This is a genomic window from Flavobacterium psychraquaticum, assembly GCF_034497725.1.
In the GTDB taxonomy this organism is placed as follows: Bacteria; Bacteroidota; Bacteroidia; order Flavobacteriales; family Flavobacteriaceae; genus Flavobacterium; species Flavobacterium psychraquaticum.
In genome coordinates, this window is the sequence record NZ_JAXKVR010000026.1 from 37,406 (window position 1) to 61,359 (window position 23,954).

18 protein-coding genes and 1 pseudogene are annotated in these 23,954 nt (G+C 31.8%); 11 read left to right on the top strand and 8 right to left on the bottom strand.

What is annotated here, in order from left to right; translation table 11 throughout:
* Window positions 1-126: 126 nt before the first annotated feature.
* Entirely contained in the window at window positions 127-2,877 is a 2,751-nt protein-coding gene (locus tag T1L09_RS05245) for a gluzincin family metallopeptidase (protein WP_322549901.1), read from the bottom strand.
* Window positions 2,878-3,131: 254 nt separating this feature from the next.
* Between T1L09_RS05245 and T1L09_RS05250 the strand changes: the two genes are divergently transcribed.
* Both T1L09_RS05250 and T1L09_RS05255 read left to right on the top strand, forming a co-directional pair.
* Window positions 3,132-5,102 carry an endonuclease gene (locus tag T1L09_RS05250; protein ID WP_322549902.1) on the top strand — a complete coding sequence of 657 codons (1,971 nt, stop codon included), beginning with the start codon at window positions 3,132-3,134 and terminating at the stop codon, window positions 5,100-5,102.
* A gap of 101 nt (window positions 5,103-5,203) precedes the next feature.
* Window positions 5,204-5,641, top strand: a complete 438-nt coding sequence (locus tag T1L09_RS05255) for a hypothetical protein (RefSeq protein ID WP_322549903.1) — start codon at window positions 5,204-5,206, stop codon at window positions 5,639-5,641.
* A gap of 57 nt (window positions 5,642-5,698) precedes the next feature.
* Here T1L09_RS05255 and T1L09_RS05260 read toward each other — a convergent pair whose 3' ends face one another.
* From T1L09_RS05260 to T1L09_RS05280, 5 genes and pseudogenes are all read right to left on the bottom strand, one after another.
* Window positions 5,699-6,424 carry an LOG family protein gene (locus T1L09_RS05260; protein ID WP_322549904.1) on the bottom strand — a complete coding sequence of 242 codons (726 nt, stop codon included), beginning with the start codon at window positions 6,422-6,424 and terminating at the stop codon, window positions 5,699-5,701.
* 87 nt (window positions 6,425-6,511) lie between these two features.
* A complete protein-coding gene (gene uvrA / locus T1L09_RS05265) occupies window positions 6,512-9,343 on the bottom strand; it encodes an excinuclease ABC subunit UvrA (RefSeq protein ID WP_322549905.1) in 2,832 nt (943 codons plus the stop codon).
* Between the two features lie 86 nt (window positions 9,344-9,429).
* A pseudogene (locus T1L09_RS05270) lies at window positions 9,430-9,603 on the bottom strand (Fic family protein); the annotation flags it as partial.
* Between the two features lie 139 nt (window positions 9,604-9,742).
* Entirely contained in the window at window positions 9,743-11,560 is a 1,818-nt protein-coding gene (locus tag T1L09_RS05275) for a chloride channel protein (RefSeq protein WP_322549907.1), read from the bottom strand.
* 50 nt (window positions 11,561-11,610) lie between these two features.
* The gene (locus T1L09_RS05280; RefSeq protein WP_322549908.1) at window positions 11,611-12,198 is read right to left on the bottom strand and encodes an acyl carrier protein phosphodiesterase; all 588 of its coding nucleotides are present in this window, start codon (window positions 12,196-12,198) and stop codon (window positions 11,611-11,613) included.
* A gap of 167 nt (window positions 12,199-12,365) precedes the next feature.
* Here T1L09_RS05280 and glmM point away from each other — a divergent pair, with 167 nt between their 5' ends.
* Window positions 12,366-13,763: a phosphoglucosamine mutase gene (gene glmM, locus T1L09_RS05285; protein ID WP_322549909.1), complete on the top strand. Its 1,398-nt coding sequence runs from the start codon at window positions 12,366-12,368 to the stop codon at window positions 13,761-13,763.
* A gap of 42 nt (window positions 13,764-13,805) precedes the next feature.
* Here glmM and T1L09_RS05290 read toward each other — a convergent pair whose 3' ends face one another.
* Complete coding sequence (locus T1L09_RS05290) at window positions 13,806-14,186, bottom strand: RidA family protein (RefSeq protein WP_322549910.1); 381 nt, start codon at window positions 14,184-14,186, stop codon at window positions 13,806-13,808.
* 11 nt (window positions 14,187-14,197) lie between these two features.
* Window positions 14,198-16,885: a putative LPS assembly protein LptD gene (locus tag T1L09_RS05295; protein ID WP_322549911.1), complete on the bottom strand. Its 2,688-nt coding sequence runs from the start codon at window positions 16,883-16,885 to the stop codon at window positions 14,198-14,200.
* 71 nt (window positions 16,886-16,956) lie between these two features.
* Here T1L09_RS05295 and T1L09_RS05300 point away from each other — a divergent pair, with 71 nt between their 5' ends.
* The 8 genes from T1L09_RS05300 (at window position 16,957) to T1L09_RS05335 (ending at window position 23,939) form a co-directional block, all read left to right on the top strand.
* The gene (locus tag T1L09_RS05300; RefSeq protein ID WP_322549912.1) at window positions 16,957-18,042 is read left to right on the top strand and encodes an N-acetylmuramoyl-L-alanine amidase; all 1,086 of its coding nucleotides are present in this window, start codon (window positions 16,957-16,959) and stop codon (window positions 18,040-18,042) included.
* Window positions 18,043-18,044: 2 nt separating this feature from the next.
* The gene (locus T1L09_RS05305; RefSeq protein ID WP_322549913.1) at window positions 18,045-19,169 is read left to right on the top strand and encodes an N-acetylmuramoyl-L-alanine amidase family protein; all 1,125 of its coding nucleotides are present in this window, start codon (window positions 18,045-18,047) and stop codon (window positions 19,167-19,169) included.
* A gap of 33 nt (window positions 19,170-19,202) precedes the next feature.
* Window positions 19,203-20,156, top strand: a complete 954-nt coding sequence (locus tag T1L09_RS05310) for an MlaD family protein (RefSeq protein WP_322549914.1) — start codon at window positions 19,203-19,205, stop codon at window positions 20,154-20,156.
* Window positions 20,157-20,168: 12 nt separating this feature from the next.
* Window positions 20,169-21,506: a (Fe-S)-binding protein gene (locus T1L09_RS05315; RefSeq protein ID WP_322549915.1), complete on the top strand. Its 1,338-nt coding sequence runs from the start codon at window positions 20,169-20,171 to the stop codon at window positions 21,504-21,506.
* Window positions 21,507-21,533: 27 nt separating this feature from the next.
* The gene (locus tag T1L09_RS05320; protein WP_322549916.1) at window positions 21,534-21,977 is read left to right on the top strand and encodes an LNS2 domain-containing protein; all 444 of its coding nucleotides are present in this window, start codon (window positions 21,534-21,536) and stop codon (window positions 21,975-21,977) included.
* Between the two features lie 75 nt (window positions 21,978-22,052).
* Window positions 22,053-22,844 carry a (Fe-S)-binding protein gene (locus T1L09_RS05325; RefSeq protein ID WP_322549917.1) on the top strand — a complete coding sequence of 264 codons (792 nt, stop codon included), beginning with the start codon at window positions 22,053-22,055 and terminating at the stop codon, window positions 22,842-22,844.
* Between the two features lies 1 nt (window position 22,845).
* Complete coding sequence (locus T1L09_RS05330) at window positions 22,846-23,454, top strand: hypothetical protein (RefSeq protein ID WP_322549918.1); 609 nt, start codon at window positions 22,846-22,848, stop codon at window positions 23,452-23,454.
* 2 nt (window positions 23,455-23,456) lie between these two features.
* Window positions 23,457-23,939, top strand: a complete 483-nt coding sequence (locus T1L09_RS05335) for an ABC transporter ATPase (RefSeq protein ID WP_322549919.1) — start codon at window positions 23,457-23,459, stop codon at window positions 23,937-23,939.
* The last annotated feature ends 15 nt before the right edge of the window (window positions 23,940-23,954 follow it).

Below are 23,954 nucleotides of genomic sequence, written 5' to 3' on the forward strand. Positions count from 1 at the left end.
AATATAGTGTCCTTTATTTTATCGATTATTATCTTTTTATCAGTTGATTTGATTAAATATCTCTAATAATTTGGTTTAATACCGATATTTTAGTGCGAAATTCGTAAAAAATTTAACGGTTTAACATTAAAACCATTTTCTAGTAAATAGCGAGACTAAAGTTTTAGGACTTAAGGTAACAACAAATCGGATTTTTTCGCCATAATTGTTGGTATTTAATTCGAATCCGTTTGAAGAATAAACGGGTAGAAATAATTCAAAATAATCGGGAACTAAATTCAAATGTAAACCTGAGTCATAAACAAATTCGGGATTCGAATATTTGTTTTTTAGCATTCCAACATCGCCATAAACTTGAATCCAATTCCAGATATTGAATTTTCCATTGACAGTTGTGATCCATTGATTTGCAAAACGCGTATCTAACTTTGATTTAAATCCTCCTTCCGCGTAAACGTATTGTTGACTATAAATTCCAGTAGATTCACTTCGACCTAATAAATTATAATCAAACATATAATCATTCGGGCGATCTACTCCAAAACTAAAAAAATCAGACGTTGTACTGCGGAACATAAAAGCTCCTGCAAAAAATCTTAAGCTAATTTGTCGGTTGTTTTCGAATAACTTTCGGTATTGTATTTCGGTAGATATTTTTCCAAAAGAACTAGCAATTTGTAAATCATTTAATAATGAAAAATGCTTGGTTCCTTCCGATTGAAAATTTCCATATTTTGCATTGAAAATATTATAATTTTCTGTTTTTGCATCGGTTATAAATGGCGAACTATCCCTATTTACATAAACCTGACGCAATTGTATCAGTTCACTTTTGTTACTTCTTAAATTTTGATCTCTAAACCTAAACTGAATTAAAGGTGTTAAATTTGTATAAAAAGCATCTTTTGTATAGTGAAAACGATTTCCTGCAAACATATACTTAATGTTGTATAATTTGCCTTTTTCGCGGATATTATCTTCTACAACAGCGGAAAATTTCCCAACTAGAGTCCCAGTATTTGTAGAATACATTGGCGTAACGCTAAACGTAAATGGCTTGTTTAGAATCGAACGATTATTAAGCCGCATTCCAATTGCAACGCCGTCGTAAGCATTAAATTCAACTTCAGGAACAAAGAAAACTTGGTTGTAATAGGGTTCTTCCAAATCCTTGAAAAAGTTAAATTTTAGTGGACGATTATTAAAGAAAAAGCCTTTTAGCGATTTCCAATTGTTTCTTAAATTGTATTCTGGAACTTCATTATTATAATTTAATACAATTTTATCAGATTCTAATCTTGGAATTACAAAAGTAGAATCGGTAGTAATATTGTTTAACCAAATTTTATTAACTACTTCATTGTCTTTTAATTGAAACAATGAAATAGGAGCATTTGTGTTGGTTTTATTAATTACATTAATAGTAATAGAGTCTTTAGTTTTAGTTACTTTTCCGAACTTATAATCAATCAAATCGCGCGATTCTACCAAAGTTCTAAAAAACCAACTGATATCTTCTGAAGTATTTTTTTCTAAAATAGTTTCAAACTGACGTTGATTAGATTCTAAATATTTATTTTCTTGAATAAACTCTTTAATGCTCGCAAGTACGATATCGTTTCCAAGGTAATTATTCAAATAGTTCAAACTTAAACCAGCTCTATATTTACTTGCTATTTGTTCGTTGAATTTAATTAATCTGTTTTTTGGTTCGTTCAAAGGTTGATCCAAGTTTTTACGAGCCATCAGCATATACAAATAGTTGTATTGTTGATTAAACGGAAGGTTTATAAAATGATACGATTTTAAAATTTTAAAGCCCGATAAATTTCCAGTCATTGTTATATCTGGATAATTTTCATCAATATATTGCATCATCAAGAAAACCTGAATTCCATCGTAAATCCAAGCTTCTTTTCTGGGATTTAACTGTAAATTTTCTTTTAAATAGTTATTTAGATACGTTTTTAGAAACTTTAATTCAAACATAAATTCATCCGGAAACGGACTCAAAAAACCTGGCAACTGATTCAAACCATAAAAAGGTTGACGTTGATAGTCTATTTGTGAAACTAGGATTTTTGGAGTTAACGGATTCCCTAATTTTGAAGCGGTAAAGCGTGTTATTTTATCAATTAATATTGCTTTTTGAATATCTGTTATTTTATTGTAATCTAATCCGCAACTAACCTCAATAATTTCATTTTTATAAGTAGTAAATTTATTAATTGGTTGCAAATGAATTGTAACATCGTTTTTATTTGAACCAGATAATAGATATTCTTTTTTAGAGGTTAAATTTTCTGTTTTTATTTCTGATAAATTACTTGCAATACTATAATTTTCAGGGATTTCAACTTCAATTTCAAAATCTGAAAATGCATTTGGAATATCATCTAAATTCTCATTGCTTTGTTGTACAAACTGCTTGTTTTCATATCTTGAAGGATTTAAAAACCAATTTTTCAATGCGATAGTTCCGTCCGAATCAAATCCATATTTTGTGAATTTTGCATTTGGAATTTTCATAATATACAGCAAGTGAATCGTGTCTTTCGAACAAGGCAAAATAGGGGAGTTAAGTGTGATCTTTAATAAATCTACTTTGTCATTTGGACGTTCCCAACTCATATTACTTAATTTAGCATCAACAATAGATTTTATAGTTGTACTCCCACGGTCTTCGTCTTTTGCCAAGTGAAAAGCTCTTGAAAACTCATCCGAAAAACGTTTCGCTAGAGGCGATGATTTGGATGAAAATGCATTATTCCAATCGTTTAATACTATGTGTTTAATCGTATCGTTTGAAATATTATTGTAGATTAAAGTATGTTTTATATATAATAATTTCTTTTCTACATCAACTTTTACATTCATTTTAGCCGAATGTTGAGCTGAAGCGGAAAGAGCAATTAATAAAAATAGTATGTAGGAAATTTTAAGTTTCAATATGGAATTTATCAATAAGATTACTGTACTAATTAAATGGTTGCGTCTGATAATAATAATTTATAAAAATAGATAAAAATATTCCTACTAATACTTAAATTTTCATTAATATTAACACAATAATAAGTCAAATATCTATTAAATGGTTCTTTATAATGGTATATTTGATAAAAATAATCAATATGCCCCTAAAATTACTTTTTAACCTAATTTTTCTATTAGGTTTCTTCGCCAACGCACAAGTTGTTATTAACGAAATAGATGCAGATACTGCTGGTTCCGATCAATTAGAATTTGTAGAATTAAAATCAGTGACGCCCAATTTTTCATTAGATGGTTATGTTTTAGTTTTTTATAATGAAACCAATACTGCTTGCTATTATGCTTATGATCTAGATGGTTTTAGTACGGATATAAATGGAATTGTTCATTTTGGAAATAGTCAAGTTTCTCCAGCACCAGCAGGAATTATCTCTAATAATAAAATACAAAATGGTCCAGATGTAGTGGCTCTCTATTTGGGTAATGCCTCTGATTTTCAATTTTCAATTCAACCGGGAACTATTGCCACACCAACGAATATGATTAATGCATTGGCGTACTCAAGTAGCAATACTGCTCCAACAAATCTTATGACTATTTTAGGGTTAACTGTATTTACCAATGAAAATTTAACTTCAAGTGTAATTACGCATTCAATTCAAAGAAAGAATGATGGAACTTATGAAGTAAAACTGCCAACTCCAGGTGTCAATAACGATGGAAGTGGTGTAGTTTTGAATAATATTTCAGTTTCAATTCCGCAATCTAGTTATATTGAAGGAGAAAATATTCCAATTACTTTTACAACTAGTCAACCAGTTACTGGAGCAGATTTAATTTTTAACTTTACCTTAGATAATGGAAACTTTATGGTTAATGATTTTACGGGAACAAATTTAACAGTAAGCATTCCGGTGGGTTCGTCAACAGCGGAAAATACAGTTTATCTATTTAATGATAATACAGACGAAGGGGATGAAGAAATGTTGATAAATATACAAACCCTTCCCTTTGGATATGTTGCTAATAATAATAACGTAATTATTAGAATTTATGATAATGATTTTATAGTTCAATCCTATGGAACACCTTTAAATCCAACTTATGGCGTAGTTACACCAACAATTCCAGCGGGGTATTACGATACTTTAGAAGGTTTGTCTGGAAACTCCTTAAAGCAAGCACTTCAAGAAATTATTGCAAACCCTGCAGTTGTTCGTGCGCACAGCTATGGTGATATTTGGGAAATTTTAAAACAAGCAGACCAAAATCCGGCCAATAGTAATGAGGTTTGGATGCATTACGTAGAAGCACCAAAAGCAAAATTAGATCAACAAGTGGGAAGTAGTGGTATTGGAAAATGGGTTAGAGAACATGTTTTTGCTCAGTCAAGAGGAGGGTTTTCTAGTGGAACATCATCGACGGCCGACGGAATTAATATATGGCTGCCAACGAATGCGAATGATATTATGTCAGCGCATGCAGATGCACATCATTTACATGCAGAAGATGGTCAAGAGAATATTTTAAAAAGTAATAAAGATTTTGGTTTAGATTATAATGGTCCAGTTGGTACACAAGGAAAATGGAGAGGTGATGTTGCAAGAGCACTATTTTATATGGCGGTTCGATATAATGGTTTAAGCTTAGTAAATGGAAATCCTTCGGATGTAACTGGAAATAAAATTATGGGTGATTTAGCATCGTTATTAACTTGGAATGTGACTGATGCAAGAGATGATTTTGAAATGAATCGAAATAATTATATTTATACTTGGCAAATGAACCGTAATCCATTTGTAGATTATCCAAATTTAGCTGATTATATTTTTGGAGCTAATTATGGTCAGCCTTGGTCAGCCACTTTGTCTTCAGAAAATCCTAGTGTAAATAGTATTTTGGTTTACCCAAATCCAACTACAGATTATATAATAGTGTCAGGATTAGAAGGAAATTCTAAAGTTGAAATTTATACGATTACGGGACAATTGGTTCAAGAAACTACTTTTGATTCGGAAATTAGATTAAATATTGATTTAAATTCAGGATTATATTTAGTAAAAGTTTCAGCTAACAATCAATCGATTACTAGAAAAATCATAGTAAAATAGGCACTTTACAATGTTAGAATTTACGTTAAACTTATAAAGAATTACTTTTTTGGCATCCTTATTGAAAGCTACTTCATTAATAGTAATTAAAATTAGAAATTATGAAGTCAAATAGTAAATTAGGATTGTTTATAGGAACTTTAGTTTTAGTTTTTATGCTGGTCATCCCAACTGATGCGTTTTCACAAGGTCCGCCACCGTGGGCTAAAGGTCATTCATACAAGGCTAAAACAAGATACGTATATTTTCCAGACCAAAATATGTATTATGATATCCAGCGTAAATCATATATCTATGCTTCAAACAATAATTGGGAAGTAAGAACTCAAGTTCCATCAGTTTATGTTGGTATTAACTTGGGTAAAAGTACGCAGGTTGAATTGGATTTTTATGGTGATGCACCACAACGATACAATACTTCGCATAGAACAGTTTATAAAACTAAAGTAGTTTATGTAGATAATCATAAAGATCATCACAAGCATTACAAAAAACAACAAAAAAGAAGGAAAGAACATCACAAAAAACATCATAATTAAAAATATGATTAATAACACATAAAAAAGTCAGATTTTTCAATCTGACTTTTTTGTTTTTTAGAAGTTTGGTGATAAATTATATTTTTTGTAGAAATTGTCTAATGCTTCAACGACTTCCTCTTCAGTATCCACGATTTTAATTAAGTTCATATCATCTGGACTCGCATTTTTCATTTTATCGATCATCACCGTTTTAATCCAGTCTAATAAACCTGACCAAAATTCAGTTCCAACTAAAATAATTGGAAATTTACCAATTTTCTTCGTTTGAATTAAAGTTATTGCTTCAAACAATTCATCTAATGTTCCAAATCCACCTGGCATTACAACAAAACCTTGAGAATATTTAACAAACATTACTTTCCTTACGAAGAAGTAATCAAAATTTAAGTTTTTATCTTTATCAATATAAGGATTAAAGTGTTGTTCAAAAGGCAATACAATATTCAAACCTGCTGAAATTCCACCACCAAAATGAGCTCCTTTATTTCCCGCTTCCATAATTCCAGGACCACCGCCTGTTATCACTCCATAACCGGCTTTACTAATTTTATAAGCAATTTTTTCTGCTAATAAATAATATTTATCCTCGGGTTGAGTTCTCGCTGAACCAAAAATAGATACACAAGGGCCAATTCTTCCCATTGCCTCATATCCATTTACGAATTCGGACATAATTTTAAATATTGCCCAAGAATCGTTAGTTCTTATTTCATTCCAAGTTTTTTGTTTTAATCTTTCTTGAAGTTCTAAGTCTTCATTTTGTAACTGATTTTCTGCCATAACAATTTTAGTTAATTTGTTGCTACACAAATTATAAGGTTAAACAATAAATTTTAGCAGTGTTGTTGTTGTAAAGTAGTTGAACCGCTAAGATAGCTCTTTTTTCAGAAATTGTGCTGTATAGCTCTTTTTGTTTTTTATCAATTCTTCTGGAGTTCCTTTTGCTACAACCTCGCCACCGCCTTTTCCGCCTTCATAACCAATATCAATTATATAGTCTGAAAGTTTAACAACGTCTAAATTATGCTCAATAATTAGCACCGTATTTCCTTTGTCAACAATCACATTAATAACATCCATTAATACGCGAATATCTTCAAAATGAAGTCCAGTTGTGGGTTCATCTAAGATATAAAAAGTATTACCAGTATCTTTTTTAGATAATTCAGTTGCTAATTTAATACGTTGAGCTTCACCACCAGAAAGCGTTGTACTTTGCTGACCTAAAGTGATATATCCCAAACCAACATCCTGAATCGTTTTTACTTTTCTATAGATTTTAGGAATCATTTCAAAGAAATCAACAGCTTCGTCAATCGTCATATTTAAGACATCCGAAATCGATTTTCCTTTGTATCTGATTTCCAAAGTTTCTCGGTTAAAACGTTTTCCCATACACGTTTCGCATTCGACATAAACGTCTGGTAAAAAACTCATTTCAATGGTTCTAACGCCCGATCCTTCACAGGTTTCACAACGTCCGCCTTTCACATTAAAACTGAATCTTCCGGGTTTATAACCACGAATCATCGCTTCGGGAACCATTGTAAATAAACTTCTAATTTCCGAAAATACTTCGGTATAAGTTGCTGGATTACTTCTTGGCGTTCTACCAATCGGACTCTGATCAATTTCGATAACCTTGTCAATATGTTCTAAACCTTCAATTTTTTTGTAAGGTTGTGGTTTTTTTACACCGTTGAAAAAATGTGCATTTAGAATAGGATAAAGCGTTCCATTAATTAAAGTCGATTTTCCACTTCCCGAAACTCCAGTTACACACACTAATTTTCCTAATGGAATTTCGATCGTAACATTTTTTAAATTATTTCCTGTTGCTCCTGATAATTTGATTGATTTTCCGTTTCCAGCTCTTCTTTCTTTCGGAATTTCCAATTTCATCTTACCATTCAAATATTGAGCAGTAATTGTATCTTCTTTTAATAATTCTTTTGGCGTGCCGCAACTAATGATTTCACCACCAAATCTTCCTGCTTTTGGTCCGATATCAATCACATAATCAGCACTTTCAATCATATCTTTATCGTGTTCCACTACAATAACGGAATTTCCAATATCGCGTAAACTTTCTAATGATTTAATCAAACGTTCGTTGTCTCTTTGGTGCAAACCAATACTCGGTTCGTCTAAAATATAAAGGACACCAACCAATTGCGAACCAATTTGCGTTGCCAATCGAATGCGTTGTGCTTCACCACCAGATAATGATTTTGAACTTCGGTTTAAGGATAAATAATTCAAACCAACATCCAATAAAAATTGAACTCTTGTCGAAATTTCTTTGATAACTTCAACAGCAATAACTTGTTGTTTTTCAGTGATATGATTGTGTAAATCTGCAAACCACTCCGATAATTCAGTGATGTCCATTTGAACTAATTCACCAATATTTTTGCCATTTAGTTTGAAATATAACGACTCTTTTCGCAAACGCGTTCCCTGACAATCAGAGCAATCGTTTTCGTCCATAAATTCTTTTGCCCAACGTTTGATGCTTGCTGAATCGGAATTATCATATTGGTTTTTGATAAAATTTGAAATCCCTTCAAAATCGATTTTATAGTCTTTCGTAATTCCCATAACCTTTGAAACTACTGCGAATTTTTCATTGCCACCTTTCAAAATCATTTCCATTGCTTCTTGCGGAATATCTTCAATGGCATCCGTGATTTTGAAATCATATTTTTGAGCAATAATCTCTAATTGCTTGAAAATCCAAGTATTTTTGTAGTCGCCCAAAGGAGCAAAACCACCATTTTTAATTGATAATTTTGGGTTTGGGATGATTTTATGAATGTTGATTTCATTCACCGTGCCTAATCCATTACAAGACGGACAAGCACCTTTTGGAGAGTTGAACGAGAAGTTATTAGGTTCCGGATTTGGATAAGAAATTCCCGAAGACGGACACATTAAATTACGACTGTAAAAACGAACTTCCTGACTTTCTTGTTCAATAACCATCATTACGTCATCACCGTGATACATTGCCGTTTTGATACTTTCCGACAAACGTTTGTCCGTATCTTCTTCTGTATCAATTGCCATTCGGTCGATAACAATTTCGATTTCGTGTGTTTTATACCGATCGACTTTCATTCCAAATTCTAAATCCTTAATCTTTCCGTCTACACGAACTTTCAAAAAGCCTTGTTTAGCAATTTGTTCAAATAATTCACGATAATGTCCTTTACGTGAACGAATTACAGGAGCTAATATATTAATTCTTTTTCCGTCGAAATCTTGTAAAATAAGAGATTTAATTTGTTCATCGGAATAAGAAACCATTTTTTCGCCCGAATTATAACTGTAAGCATCAGAAGCTCTAGCATATAAAAGACGTAAGAAATCATAAATTTCTGTAATGGTTCCAACCGTAGAACGAGGTGATTTACTTGTGGTTTTTTGCTCAATGGCAATAACAGGCGAAAGTCCGTCGATTTTATCCACATCCGGACGTTCTAAACCTCCTAAAAACTGACGTGCATAAGCAGAAAATGTTTCAATATAACGACGTTGTCCTTCGGCATAAATAGTGTCAAAAGCCAACGATGATTTTCCCGAACCTGATAAACCCGTAATAACAACGAGTTTTTCACGCGGAATGCTCACGTCTATATTTTTAAGATTGTGAACTCGAGCTCCAATAATTTCGATAGTATCTTCAGTGTGTTGCATAATTTTTGGCAAAACGCAAAGTTACTGATTTCTAACCAATTTTTAGGTGATACAAAGTTAAAGAAAACTATAAAAAAACGAAAGCATTATAATAAACGCTTTCGTTGTCTGTTGTTGATATATTCATTAATTGCTTTTTTTGTGGTTACCCAATTTCTACCTTCTTTATAAGCATCAATTTTTCCTTGACGTGCCAATAAACTTACATATTCTTGGCTGTAAGGAGAATTTGGTTCGCTAACAATAGATTGAAATTCTTGGCGATATTTGAGATCAATATTCCACAAAGATTAGATAATCATATAAATAAAAGCATTACTACGGTTTTGAATAAAAAAACATCTTATCCGATATTAAGGAATTTTACAGAAAAAATACAACTACTTGAATTATATAGTGTTACTCAATAACCATCGATTTCAAACGCATTCTATATTTTTCAAGAATTAATTGTTTGCTGATGAAACCGAGAAAAATACCTTCTTGTAAAACGGGTAAAACTTTAGAACCCGATGCATCAAATTTTTCCATAATAGTTTCCAAAGTTTCATCATAAAATATAATTTCTTTTGGTTGATGCATAACTTCATCTGTTGTAGTATATTTCACTTTAAAAGGAGAAAAAACGATCGGACGAATGTCATCTAAAAATATCAATCCTAAAAGTTTGTGCTTTTCATCTAAAACTGGAAAAATAGTATCGTCGGATTCTTGAATTTTCTGAACCAATTCGTCTAGATTTGGGCTAACCTTAATCGCATTATAGTTCGATTCAACTAGTTTTGAAACATCAATTGAATTCAAAATATTGGTATCGCGATTGTCTGTAAAAACTTCGCCTTTATCGGCTAAATTTTTAATATCAAAAGAATGCGGTTCAAAGCGTTTAGAAATAGCAAAACTCACTGAAGAAACGATCATTAATGGAACCATCAAATTATAACCACCAGTAATTTCGGCAATTAAGAAAATAGCAGTTAAAGGAGCGTGAAATAATCCACTAAGAATTCCTGCCATTCCTACTAACGTGAAATTTCCGATTGGAAGTTTACTGATTCCTGTTAAATTGAAAAATGTAGCTAATGAAAATCCCAAGTATGATCCTACAAATAGGGAAGGAGCGAAGTTTCCTCCATTTCCACCAGCACCTAAAGTCAAACTTGTTGCATAGACTTTTACAAGCATTGTTACACTTATTACTACCAACAAAATCCAAGAAGAATCGCTAAAACGTTCAAAAACAGTATTTTTTACCATTAATTCGGGATTATTATCGGCAAGAATTTTAATATTCTCATATCCTTCACCGAAAAGTGATGGGAAAAAGAAGATTAAAACCCCTAAAATTCCAGCTCCAAAAAGTGCTTTATTAATGGCATTGAATTTTAAACTTGCAAGATAATGCTCCACTTTACGGAATGTTCGAGCATAATTTATAGAAACTAATCCGCTTAAAACACCTAATAAAATATAGTAAGGTAAATTGTGAAAATCATACAGTTCTACATTTTTAAAAGAAAACAGAATATCTTCATTTAAAACCACAGTTGAAATTAATGCTCCAGTTGCAGCACTAATCATAATTGGAATAAACGCTGTAATACTAATTTCGGCTAAAATTACTTCACTGGCAAATAGAACTCCGGCAATAGGAGCGTTAAAAGCTGCTGCAATTCCCGCCGCAACACCACAAGCTAATAAAAGTGTTCGATCTTTATAGCTTAATCTATAATTTTGAGCGAAATTACTTCCAAAAGCTGCTCCAGTAACTGTAATTGGTGATTCTAAACCTGCACTTCCGCCCATTCCTACGGTAAAAGAACTAGTAATTATTTGAGCGAACATTTGCTTTCTCGGCATAATACCGCGCTTTTTCGCAACAGCGTACATAATTTGAGAAGTTCCTTTTTCAATAGAACCACCTAAAAGTCTTTTGGTTATGATTACTGTAATTACAATTCCAATAATTGGTAATGTACTATTGCTATAAGGTAAATGGAAAAATGCATCTAAACGTTGCGAAGATTTAAAAACCCAATGCGCAAATGTTTTTAGTATAATTACGGCAAATGCTGAGGACATTCCGACTAAAACACAAGATAAATAGATAAATTGTCTTGGTGTTAGCAGATCTTTCAAAAGAAAAATCAATTTCTCAAGTCTACTGAAGGTTCTTTTCAGGAATCGTTTAATTAGAAATGATTTGGCTTTTGGCATAATTATATTAAAAATGCGAAGTTAGTTTTTTTTGTCCTCAAATAAAAAAATCAACCTAGTGCATTTATTTTTTCTTGACAGGATTTAATTAATTCATCGAAAAATAGGAAAAATTCTCCTTCAAATTCTAAATAAAAAGCTTCTAATTCGACCATAGCTTCTTGCATATGAACGCGATGCTTCGTTCTGTAATCCATTTGATAAAGTATTTTCTCGATTCCGGTGAGGGAAGCATAACTTAGTAGCCAATTTTGTTCAATCATATATGGAATGATTGATTTGATTTTTTCGGTAAGAATTGCTTCGTTATTTTGTAATAAATTATAGAAATTAGCTGCGTAATCTTCAAGCGATTCATCAGAATAGCTGGTCCAGTTTTTGGCTAAAAAATGATCATATAAAATATCCATTATTACTCCTGAATAATGACCATATTTTTCGTGCAACCGGTGTTTACTTTTTCGATAAATCGGATGAGCATCTGTAAAACTATCAATATGACGGTGTAATAAAATTCCTTTCATTATTTCGTCATCAAATAATTTATAAGTATTTCCTTTGATACTATCTGCCATAAAATTCCCGATTTTTAATAAATCGTTAGTTCCTGATAAATATATGTGGGCAAGATAATTCATAAAATTCTTATGTTCTTTTTGTAAATATATAAAAAACTTGGCCTGTTCACGTGTTTCTGTCGTTTGTAATTGAAAAATATTGAATAAAAGGACGGAAGAAGTAAGAAAAATAAGCCGGTAAATTTCTAAAAATTATGTAGGTTTGTAATTCAAAATTTAAATCTACAATGACATTAATAAAATCTATATCAGGAATTCGCGGCACTATTGGTGGTGTCGTTGGTGAAAATTTAACACCAGTTGATGCTGTAAAATATGCAGCGGCTTATGGAACATTTTTAAAAGTAAAAAATTTAGGAATTAAGAGTGGCAAATTAAAAGTCGTTGTGGGAAGAGATGCTAGAATTTCTGGTCCAATGATTCATAACTTAGTGATAAATACTTTAGTGGGCTTGGGAATTGATGTAATAGATTTGGGTTTATCGACAACGCCAACAGTTGAAATTGCTGTTCCAATGGAAAAAGCAGATGGTGGGATTATTTTAACTGCATCACACAATCCCAAACAATGGAATGCATTGAAATTATTGAACGAGAAAGGTGAATTCTTAAATGGACATGAAGGTGAATTAATTTTAGAAATTGCCGATAAAGAAGCTTTTGATTTTTCCGAGGTTGATCATTTAGGAGAAATTTTTGAAAACACTGCTTATATGGACATTCACATTGATGAAGTTTTAGCCTTACAATTAGTAGATGCTGATTTAGTAAAAACAAAGAAATATAAAGTAGTTGTCGATGGCGTGAATTCTTCGGGAGGAATTATTATTCCTAATTTATTAGAACAAATGGGAGTTGAAGTCGTGAAATTATATTGCGAACCAACGGGAGATTTCCCTCACAATCCAGAGCCTTTAAAAGAACATTTAGGAGCTATTTGTAAATTAGTTGTGGAAGAAAAAGCCGATTTTGGAATAGTAGTTGATCCAGATGTAGATCGCTTGGCTTTTATTTCTAACGACGGTGAAATGTTTGGTGAAGAATATACTTTGGTTGCTATTGCTGATTATGTTTTGAGCAAAACACCAGGAAATACGGTTTCAAACATGTCTTCTTCTCGTGCGTTACGCGATATTACTGAAAAGCACGGTGGAACTTATCAAGCAAGTGCTGTGGGCGAAGTAAATGTGGTGGAATTGATGAAGAAAACCAACGCTATTATTGGTGGTGAAGGAAATGGTGGAATTATTTATCCAGAATCGCACTATGGAAGAGATAGTATGGTTGGCGTCGCTTTATTTTTAACTTATTTGGCAAATCAAGACAAAACTGTTGCCGAAATAAGAGCGAGTTATCCGCAATATTATATGAGTAAAAATAAAATTGAATTGACACCTCAAATCGATGTTGATAACGTTTTAGCTACTCTAACTGAAAAATATAAATCAGAAAATTTAACTACAATTGATGGAGTGAAAATTGATTTTCCGACGGAGTGGGTGCATTTAAGAAAATCAAATACCGAACCAATTATTAGAATATATACGGAAGGCCCAACGCAAGCTGAGGCGGATAATTTAGCCGAACGATTTGTAAAGGAACTAAAAGAAATAGCAGGAATTTAATACAAAAAAGGTCAGATTTAAATCTGACCTTTTTTATTTGTTTTATTTCATTGCAATCATTGAAATTTCAATATTTACGTTTCTTGGCAAGCAAGCTACTTGAACCGTTTCTCGTGCAGGCGCAGTAGCATCATCAAAATAACTGCCATAAACGGAATTGATTCGAGCGAAATCGCCCATATTCATTATGAAAATTGTTGTTTTAATTACATTGTCGAAAGTCATATCAGCTGCATCTAAAACAGCTTTCATATTTTCCATAACTTGTTTCGTTTCCACCTCAATGTTTTCTACAACCAAATCCATTGTTGTTGGATTTAAGGCAATTTGTCCAGATGTATAAAGAACATCATTAATAAGTACTGCCTGATTATAAGGACCGATAGGAGCGGGTGCTTTTTCGGTAAAGATTATTTTTTTCATTGTAATTTTATTTAAAAAACTCTATCGGGTATTTGACGTTTGTCGTATTTGATATCACTAAGAATTGAAGAAGAAATTCCGATGAAGAATCCCCAATAAGTATTTGTTCCAATTGGAACCCAGTTGAAACTCATTCGCCAACTTTCTAAATCTCTTTCAAAACGCAATTGCGTAAATGTAATTCCTTTTTGCTTAAAATCATATCCTGAAGAGAATCCTACTTTCCATCTTGGTGCTAATTCAATATTTCCAGAAGCCATCAATGAATTAGAAGAAATTTCATTTTCGCGATTTGAATTATTGTAAGTTATCGAGTACGCTAAACGTAAATCCCAAGGTAATTTTGTAGCATACCATTCATTTGAAGTTGTTTTTTCAAGATTTTCATCATCATCTTTCTTAAAAAGACTTTGTCTTGAATCACTTAAATCGGTACTAGTTCCAAATAAATCATCACCAGTTCCGCCATTTTGTTGGTTTTGTTTATCTTTTTTCTTATCGCCATCTGTACTTGAAAAAGAGTAATTTAAAGTCATATTTGCACTTGTCATTCTGAATAAACTTCCTCCATTATCGATATTAAATTTTTCAATTCTTTTTCCAGAATTATCAATAGCATAAGGATCTAAAGTAGTAGCGAAATTAATATCCATTTTTTGGTTAAAAAGTTGAGTTCCACCAGAAATTCGCACAGGTGACCAAGCTAATGAATCAGCAGCTAAATTATAATTTGTTGCTAAGTTCAAGTTGTTTAACAACATCACTTTTTTAGTTTCATCTTTCTTACTTTCTTTATCTTTTACCTTTGCTTCAAAAGTATTACTTAATGAAAAACCCAAATTATTAGCGTATGATTTGCCTGGCGCTCCAAATAATCCGCCATCAAATTTTGTATATTCCGCAGTAGTTAAACCCGTTGCATCAATCGCGTAAGTATCGTAATATTTTTCAAAACTTGGCGTGTATCCAAAAGAAATATTCGGACGCATAACGTGACGAATAGCTTGAATTTTACTGTTTTCACCAAAATTAAACATCCCATATAATGTAGTACCAATTCCAGCATTAAAATTATATGTTCTAAAAGCTTCGAAGCCATTCTGATCTTCAGTAATAATTTTGTTTTCAAGCGCGCTAAATTCTTTTTGGATTGTATTAAAAGCCCAAACTTCATTATAAGCCGCTCCCATGCTAACGCTAAAATACTTTAAAATTTTGAAATTGGTGTTAACTGGAATACTATGCTGAAAACCTGCTTTTGCATCTCTAAACATTTGTGGTTTAAAGAATAAAGAATCAGCGGTTTTTATTCTGTTTTCTGCTCTAACGCTATATTGTAAATTAATATTTTTAATTAATCCTTTCTTAATTCCGTCTTTTGGAGCAAATGGATAAATTCGGTCAACACTAGCCTGAAAAGTAGGCAATGTCATATCAATTTGTTTTGTATTTGTGTTTTGAGAGTGTGTAGCCGTCAGCGACATATTCACTTGTGGTACAGTTTGAAATGTTTTCGAATAAGAAACTGAAGAGCTTAAGTTATTATTTAAACTTGCACCTACATTATTCAGATTTAAAGATTGTCTATAATATTGACTACTTCCTAAATTTACCGATGCTGAAAAACGCGAATTTGCGGCTGCTTTTGGATCTTGATTGTGCGACCATTGAATATTATATTGTTTCGATTTGACATAATCGGGGAATCCTTTTTCACTTTGAATATTATTTTCTAATCTCAAATTAAACCTTCCAGTGAATTTATATCTTTTAGCATAGCTGCTTTCCGCCCGAAGACCATAACTACCATTCGTATAATAATCCCCTAAAACTGCTAAATCATAAAAGTCACTAAGTGCAAAATAATAACCTCCGTTTTGTAAAAAATATCCTTGACGGTTATTCTGACCCGGAGTTGGAATAATAAAACCAGAAGAACTAGTTTCACTCATTGGAAAATATGCAAAAGGTAGAAAAATAGGTGTTGGAACATCTGCAATAACAAGATTTGTAGGCCCGACGATTACCTTTTTATTAGGTACAAATTTAACTTTCGTTACATAAAAGTAATATTCAGGGTCATCAATATCTTTTGCAGTGGTTAAACGTGCCGATTTCATAAAAACAACAGAATCATTTTCTCTTTTTGAAATTTCTGCTTTGATATTCATTTCGCCTTGTTTTGTTCGCGAATTCCAAATTAATGCTTTTCCACTTACGGTATTATAAACAATCGAATCGGGTTCAATCACATTGGTTCCTTGAGTAAAAACAGGTCTTTGAATAAAATTTCCGGCAGAATCCTTTAATCTTCCGGCATAAACTTGTTTTTTTTCAAAGTCATAAACAATCTTTCCCGCTTTGATGTCAAAACCGGTGTATTTTATTGACGCTTCATCTTGTAAAGTAAGTTGCTTCTTTTTTTGGTTCATTTTCTCAAAACCTTTAGCTTTCATATTAACGATACCGTCGAGAAAAGGTTTTGGCTTTTTCGAGGAATCTTTAATGATAGAGTCTTTAACCGTAAACAAGTCTTTTGAATCAAGTTTAATGGAATCAGAGAACGTAATTTCTTGAGAAAAAACTGTTGCAGTTCCTAAAGTTAGAAAAATTACTGAAAAAACGATATGAAATAACTTTGTATACAATGCTTTTAATAGTATTTTTGTAAAAATTTGGCGTACTTTTTGAAGTGTCAAACTTACATATATTTTTTTGCAAAAATAATGTTTTAATATAAATATAACTTATAAACTCTCTTAATAATATTATGCGCTATCCAATTTATATCAAAAAATTAATTTTAATCCTTTTTTTGTTTGTTTCGTTGGCTACTTTTGGTCAAAGTTCAACCAAGTTTAAAGTTGTTTTAGATGCGGGTCACGGCGGAAAAGATCCAGGAACAATGCGTGGTTCTATTCAGGAAAAAGATATTGTTTTAGATGTGGTTTTAATGTTAGGCAAAATCTTAGAACAAAATAAGGAAATCACAGTAATATACACGCGAAAATCAGATGTTTTTATTGAATTACGAGAACGCGCCAATATTGCAAATAAAGCAAAAGCAAATTTATTTATTTCTGTGCACTGTAATGGAGTTAAAAATACTTCGGCTAAAGGAACAGAAACCTTTGTCATGGGAATGTCTCGAACGGACACAAATTTAGATATTGCCAAAAAAGAGAATGGTGTAATTTTTTTAGAAGATAATTATAATGAAAAATATAAGGGTTTTGACCCAAATAATCCCGAAACGCTTCTAGGTCTGCGAATATTGCAAGAAGAGTTTTTAGGACAAAGTATTGAATTAGCTTCGGAAATTGAAAAAAACTTCATTACAAATAATAAACGCTATTCAAGAGGAGTAAAGCAGCAGCCCATTTGGGTTTTAGATGCAACCGTGATGCCAGGTGTTTTAATTGAATTGGGATTTGTTTCGCATAAAGAAGAAGGTAATTATATTAGCTCGGAAAGTGGAAAAGAGGAAATGGCAAAATCGATTTCAGATGCAATTACTTCTTACAAAAACAATTATTTCTCAGGGAATAAAGATAGTGCACCTGAATTATCCACAGCAAATACGGAAGAAAAAAAATCTAAAGCAACTTCTCAAAATACTAAAACCGTTAGTTCTACTACAATTTACAAAGTACAAATAGCGGCAGGAAGTAGCAAAATTGAAACCAAACCTTCAAATTTTAAAGGTTTAAAAAACATTTCTTTTAAAAAGGAAAATAAGCTTTACAAATATTATTACGGTGATGAATCAGATTTTGATTCTTGTAAAAAACTTTTAGAAGAAGCAAAATTAAAAGGTTATAAATCGGCTTTTATTGTAACTTTTGACAACAAATAAAAATGATGAAAAGATATATTTTAAGTATTCTATGTTTGATAAATGTTTTTATAGGGTACAGCCAAACCACCAAATTTAAAGTTGTTTTAGATGCGGGACATGGTGGAAAAGATTATGGCGCTGTGTATCACGGAAATATTGAGAAAAATATAGCCTTAAAAATAATGTTAAAAGTTGGAGAGTTATTGGAAAAAGACGCACAAGTTGACGTCGTTTATACCCGAAAATCAGATGTTTTTATTGAATTACAACAACGTGCAAATATTGCAAATAAGTCAAAAGGAAGTATTTTTGTTTCGATGCATTGTAATGCTAGTCAAAATCAATCGGCTTCTGGAAATGAAACTTATGTAATGGGAATTACGCGAAATCAATCCAATTTGGAAGTAGCTAAAATGGAAAATGAAGTGGTTACTTTAGAAGCAGATTACAAAGTTAAATATGATGGATTTGATCCAAATTCACCTGAATCGGTGATCGGAATTTCTATTTTACAGGAGGAACATTTAGATCAAAGCATTGAATTAGCTGGTAGAGTACAACAATTTTTTACAAAAAAGACCGACTATAGAAATAGAGGAGTTAAACAAGCCGGATTTTTAGTTTTACGCCAAATAACAATGCCAAGAGTTTTAGTAGAAATGGGATTTGTCTCCAACAAAGATGAAGGCGCTTTTTTAAATTCGGATCAAGGACAAGAAGTTTTGGCACAAGCCATTGCTGGTGCTATTTTAGATTATAAAGATGAATTCTTCGTGCCTTCAAAAAATGACAATCTACAAGAAAAGGAAGTTCAACAGCCGCCTGAAAAAACTGCACAAATTTTAAAAGCAGCAGCTCCTGAAAAAGTAGAAAAAAGCAGTGAAACAAAAAACGAAATTATTTTCAAAGTACAAATTTCAGCAAGTGCTACAAAGCTAGATATTGTACCTTCAAACTTTAATGGTTTGTCTTCGATTGCAATAGAGAAACAAGATAAATTGTATAAGTATTTTTATGGTGCTGAAAATAAGTATGATGACGCTAAGAAAAATTTAGAACAAGCCAAGAAAAAAGGATATACTTCTGCATTTATAGTTGCTTATAAAGACGGATTAAAAATAAGCATTTCAGATGCTATTAAATAAAATAAAAGTTTAATTTTGTTAAAAATTTTTGATTTGAAACTAACTAGAGAAATTAAGACCGCCATATTAGTCATTATATCCATCTTTTTATTTATTTGGGGATATAGTTTTTTAAAAGGAAAAAACCTGTTTGACAGCAGTAATAAATTATTTGTAATTTATGAAAATGTTGCTGGTTTAGCTCCTTCAGCACCTGTTACGCTTAACGGTTTAACTATCGGAAAAGTAAATGCAATTAACATTCAAACTGACGGAAAATTATTAGTTGAATTAACTATTACTACAGATTTTCCAATTTCTAAATCAAGTATTGCGGAAATCTATGATTCTGGGTTAGTTGGCGGAAGACAAATTGCTATTAAACCAAATCTAGAAGACAAAAATTACACGGTCTCTGGAGATTATCTTCAAGCTTCAAGTAAGTTAGGCTTAACAGATGCTTTGGCACAACAATTAGAGCCACTTCAATCTAAATTACAGCAAGTATTGGATAATGCTGATTTGCTTTTTACAAATGTAAACGATGTATTAGACACCAATACCAAACAAAATCTAAAAGGAAGTATTTCTGAGTTAAACAAAACATTGTCGGAATTTAGTGTGGCTTCAAAAAGCATTAATGAATTAATTGATGATAATAAATCAAAATTAAATTCTACACTTACAAATTTCGATAAAACATCTGGTAATCTTGCAAAAATGTCAGATTCTTTGGCAAAAGCAAATTTAGGTCAAACAGTTAAAAACTTAGAGAAAACATTAGCAAATGTAGATAAGTTAATGGCTGATATTGAGAAAGGTAAAGGAACTGTTGGAAAATTGATGAAAGATGAAACAATGTATAATAACTTTACTAAAACTTCAAAAGAATTAGAATTGTTACTGCAAGATCTACGTTTAAATCCAACGCGTTACGTGAATGTTTCTCTTTTTGGAAAGAAAAATAAGCCATACTCGGCGCCTGTAAACGATACAATTAAAAAGTAAAAATTATCTGATATGAGTTATCTACAAAATATTTTGTTCGTATTGATTTTAACCGTAGGAGTAGGTTATTTTGTTTTCAATGTTAAGAAATTAATTCGCAATATTAAATTAGGACGTGGAGTTAATCGAAGTGACAAACCTTCTGAACGATTAAAAAATATGACTTTGGTTGCTTTCGGTCAGCAAAAAATGTTTAAACGACCAATTCCTGCTATTTTGCATTTTGCACTTTATTTTGCATTTGTGATTACGCAAATTGAATTAATTGAAATTATAATTGATGGAATTTTCGGAACACATCGTTTTTTTAAAGATGGTTTAGGAGGTTTTTATACTTTTATTATTAGTTTAATTGAAATTTTATCATTCCTAGCTTTAGTGGCAACAATTGCTTTTTTGGCGAGAAGAAATCTTTTAAAATTACCACGCTTTACAATGAAAGAAATGTTAGGTTGGCCAACGAAAGATGCCAATTTAATTTTAATTATGGAAGTTGTTTTAGTCGCTTGTATTTTTACAATGAATGGAACAGACGAGGTGCTGCATACTATGGGTAAATCTCATTATGAAGGAATCGGTTCTTTTAATTTCAGTATTTCACAATATTTAGGTCCGGCATTATTCGGCAGTTTATCTGAAGGTACGTTAGTCGTTTTAGAAAGAATAGGTTGGTGGGGACATTTTTTTATGGTAATGATTTTCTTAAACTATTTATATTTTTCTAAACATTTACATATTTTATTAGCTTTTCCGAACACTTATTTTGCTGATTTGAATCCTAAAGGAGAATTAGATAATTTAGAAAGTGTTACAAATGAAGTAAAATTGATGATGGATCCTACGGCAGATCCTTTCGCAGCTCCAACAAATTCAGATGAAGTTCCGGCTAAATTTGGTGCTTCAGATGTGCAAGATTTAAATTGGGTGCAGTTGTTAAATGCTTATAGTTGTACCGAATGTGGTAGGTGTACTTCGGTTTGTCCTGCAAATATTACAGGGAAGAAATTGTCTCCACGTAAAATTATGATGGATACAAGAGATCGACTGCAAGAAGTCGGTGAAAATATTGATCTTAATAAAGGTATTTTTGTTGCTGATGGAAAATCTTTGTTAAATGATTACATCACACCAGAAGAATTATGGGCTTGTACTTCTTGCAACGCTTGTGTAGAAGAATGTCCTATAAATATTAGTCCACTTTCAATTATTGTAGATATGCGTCGTTATTTAGTAATGGAACAAAGTGCTGCGCCAAAAGAATTAAATAATATGATGACTAATATTGAAAATAACGGAGCTCCTTGGCAGTATAACCAAATGGATCGATTAAACTGGGCTAACGAAGATTAGTGATAGCACGAAAAAAACATAATGAAGATGAAGAAAGATGAAATTGATGGTAAATTACAAGCAATATCCGTTAATGGAGAACAATTAAGTCCAATTTTACCAGAAGGAATTAAAAATTATCTTATTGATATAGATGGAACAATTTGCGATGATATTCCTAATGAAGAGCCGGAACGAATGGTTACGGCTGCAATTTATCCGGATGCTTTAGAAACTTTAAATAAATGGTATGATGAAGGGCATATTATATTTTTCTTCACATCAAGAACGGAAGCGCACAGAAAGGTTACGGAAGACTGGTTAAAAAAGCACGGTTTCAAATATCACGGAATGTTGATGGGAAAACCAAGAGGAGGCAATTATCATTGGATAGATAATCATCTAGTAAAAGCAACGCGTTACAAGGGAAAATTTACTGATTTAGTAGATAAAGAAGTGACAATTCAAGTATTTGATGACGAAAATAAATAGTAGTATTTATAACAAAGGGCAGCAGCCAAACTGATTTGGATAATTCATAAAATAAATAATTTAACATAATATAATATGTCTGAAAATTTAGTAGTTCCTACAATGGCCGAGATGATGGCGCAAGGAAAACAGCCAGATGTTTTGTTTTGGGTAGGATGCGCAGGAAGTTTTGATGATAGAGCCAAGAAAATTACAAAAGCTTTCGTTAAAATATTAAATAGAGCTAACGTCTCATTCGCAGTTCTGGGAACAGAAGAAAGCTGCATTGGAGATCCTGCAAAACGAGCAGGAAATGAATTTTTGTTTCAGATGCAAGCAATGACTAACATTGAAGTTATGAATGCTTATGAAGTAAAACGAATCGTTACCGCGTGTCCGCATTGTTTCAATACGATAAAAAATGAATATCCAGAATTAGGTGGAAAATATGAAGTCATGCATCATACTCAGTTTATCAAGGCGTTGTTTGACGAAGGTAAATTAGCAATCGAAGGCGGACAATTTAAAGGAAAACGTATCACTTTTCACGATCCTTGCTATTTAGGAAGAGCAAACAATGTGTATGAAGCACCAAGAGAATTAATCCAAAAGTTAGATGCAGAATTAGTTGAAATGAAACGTTCTCGTGCAAATGGATTATGTTGTGGAGCTGGCGGAGCTCAAATGTTTAAAGATGCAGAACCAGGAAATAAAGAGATCAACATCGAACGTACCGAAGATGCTTTAGAACTACAACCAGAAATTATTGCTGCAGGTTGTCCTTTCTGTAACACTATGTTAACGGATGGAATAAAAAATAAAGAAAAAGAAAATACTGTCAAAGTGATGGATATAGCTGAATTAATTGCAAATGCACAAGATTTATAAGATGAATAAAATTATTGTAGGTATTTTTTTATTGACATTTTCAATTTCGTTTGGTCAAAAATTGTCAAAATCACAATTAGATGAAAAATTAGGGGAAGCAGCCTGTGAATGTGCTACCAAAGGGGAATTAACCAAAGACAATATGGAGTTAACTTTAGGCTTATGTATTCTTGAAGCTGTGAACAAGTTTGAAAAAGATGTTGAAAAACATTATGGCAAGAATGTGGTCACTAATGATGCCAAAATGGAAGAACTAGGATATAATGTTGGTGCCAAAATGGGATTAAAATGCCCAACTATTTTTAAATTCATGGTTGACAATAATGCTGATGAAAATGAAGAAATGGTAGAGGAAGAATATGCAATAATAAGCGGCAAAGTTTTCGAAATTAAATCTGAACAGTTTATCACTTTTTCAGTAAAAGAAACATCAGGTAAAAATCATCATTTTATTTTATTAAGTAACTTTGAAAATTCTTTTTTGTTAACAGACAAAGTTTTAAAAACAAATGACAATGTTGATGTATCTTTCTATGAATGGGAATTGTTTGATGCTAAATTAGGTAAATTTATTACCTACAATGTAATAATAGATATTATAAAAAAGTAAAAATGTACGTACCATTTGATACATTACCAGAAGAGTCTAAAATTTGGATATATCAATCTAATAGAAAATTTTCAGACGAAGAAATACAAGATATTGAAACGGATCTATCTTCTTTTTTAGAAACTTGGTCAGCACATGGACAGCAATTAGAAGCTTCATTTATAACGAAATACAATCGTTTTATAATTATTGCCATAAATCAAGATGTGCAAGCAGCGACCGGTTGCTCTATAGATGCCTCCGTTGCGTTTATTCAAAATTTAGAGCAAAAATATAAGGTAGATTTGTTAGATAAAATGAATGTAACTTTCAAAATTGGAGAGCATGTTGCCTTCAAACCATTAATAGATTTCAAGAAGTTAGTGAAAGAGAAGGCAGTTTCTGAAAACACTATTGTTTTCAATAATTTACTGAATACTTTAGGAGAATGGCAAGATTTTTGGGAAGTTCCTGCTAGCGAAAGTTGGCATAATAGATTTTTCTAAAACGAATATTTAAAC

Excerpts from the sequence above, each read along its gene's own strand:
- T1L09_RS05275 (WP_322549907.1), bottom strand. The coding sequence starts at position 11,560 with ATGCCAAAAGCCAAATCATTTCTAATTAAACGATTCCTGAAAAGAACC.
- T1L09_RS05330 (WP_322549918.1), top strand. The coding sequence starts at position 22,846 with ATGAATAAAATTATTGTAGGTATTTTTTTATTGACATTTTCAATTTCG.
- T1L09_RS05250 (WP_322549902.1), top strand. The coding sequence starts at position 3,132 with ATGCCCCTAAAATTACTTTTTAACCTAATTTTTCTATTAGGTTTCTTC.
- T1L09_RS05280 (WP_322549908.1), bottom strand. The coding sequence starts at position 12,198 with ATGAATTATCTTGCCCACATATATTTATCAGGAACTAACGATTTATTA.
- T1L09_RS05245 (WP_322549901.1), bottom strand. The coding sequence starts at position 2,877 with ATGAATGTAAAAGTTGATGTAGAAAAGAAATTATTATATATAAAACAT.
- uvrA (WP_322549905.1), bottom strand. The coding sequence starts at position 9,343 with ATGCAACACACTGAAGATACTATCGAAATTATTGGAGCTCGAGTTCAC.
- T1L09_RS05320 (WP_322549916.1), top strand. The coding sequence starts at position 21,534 with ATGAAGAAAGATGAAATTGATGGTAAATTACAAGCAATATCCGTTAAT.
- T1L09_RS05260 (WP_322549904.1), bottom strand. The coding sequence starts at position 6,424 with ATGGCAGAAAATCAGTTACAAAATGAAGACTTAGAACTTCAAGAAAGA.
- T1L09_RS05335 (WP_322549919.1), top strand. The coding sequence starts at position 23,457 with ATGTACGTACCATTTGATACATTACCAGAAGAGTCTAAAATTTGGATA.
- T1L09_RS05255 (WP_322549903.1), top strand. The coding sequence starts at position 5,204 with ATGAAGTCAAATAGTAAATTAGGATTGTTTATAGGAACTTTAGTTTTA.
- T1L09_RS05300 (WP_322549912.1), top strand. The coding sequence starts at position 16,957 with ATGCGCTATCCAATTTATATCAAAAAATTAATTTTAATCCTTTTTTTG.
- T1L09_RS05305 (WP_322549913.1), top strand. The coding sequence starts at position 18,045 with ATGATGAAAAGATATATTTTAAGTATTCTATGTTTGATAAATGTTTTT.
- T1L09_RS05325 (WP_322549917.1), top strand. The coding sequence starts at position 22,053 with ATGTCTGAAAATTTAGTAGTTCCTACAATGGCCGAGATGATGGCGCAA.
- T1L09_RS05290 (WP_322549910.1), bottom strand. The coding sequence starts at position 14,186 with ATGAAAAAAATAATCTTTACCGAAAAAGCACCCGCTCCTATCGGTCCT.
- glmM (WP_322549909.1), top strand. The coding sequence starts at position 12,366 with ATGACATTAATAAAATCTATATCAGGAATTCGCGGCACTATTGGTGGT.
- T1L09_RS05315 (WP_322549915.1), top strand. The coding sequence starts at position 20,169 with ATGAGTTATCTACAAAATATTTTGTTCGTATTGATTTTAACCGTAGGA.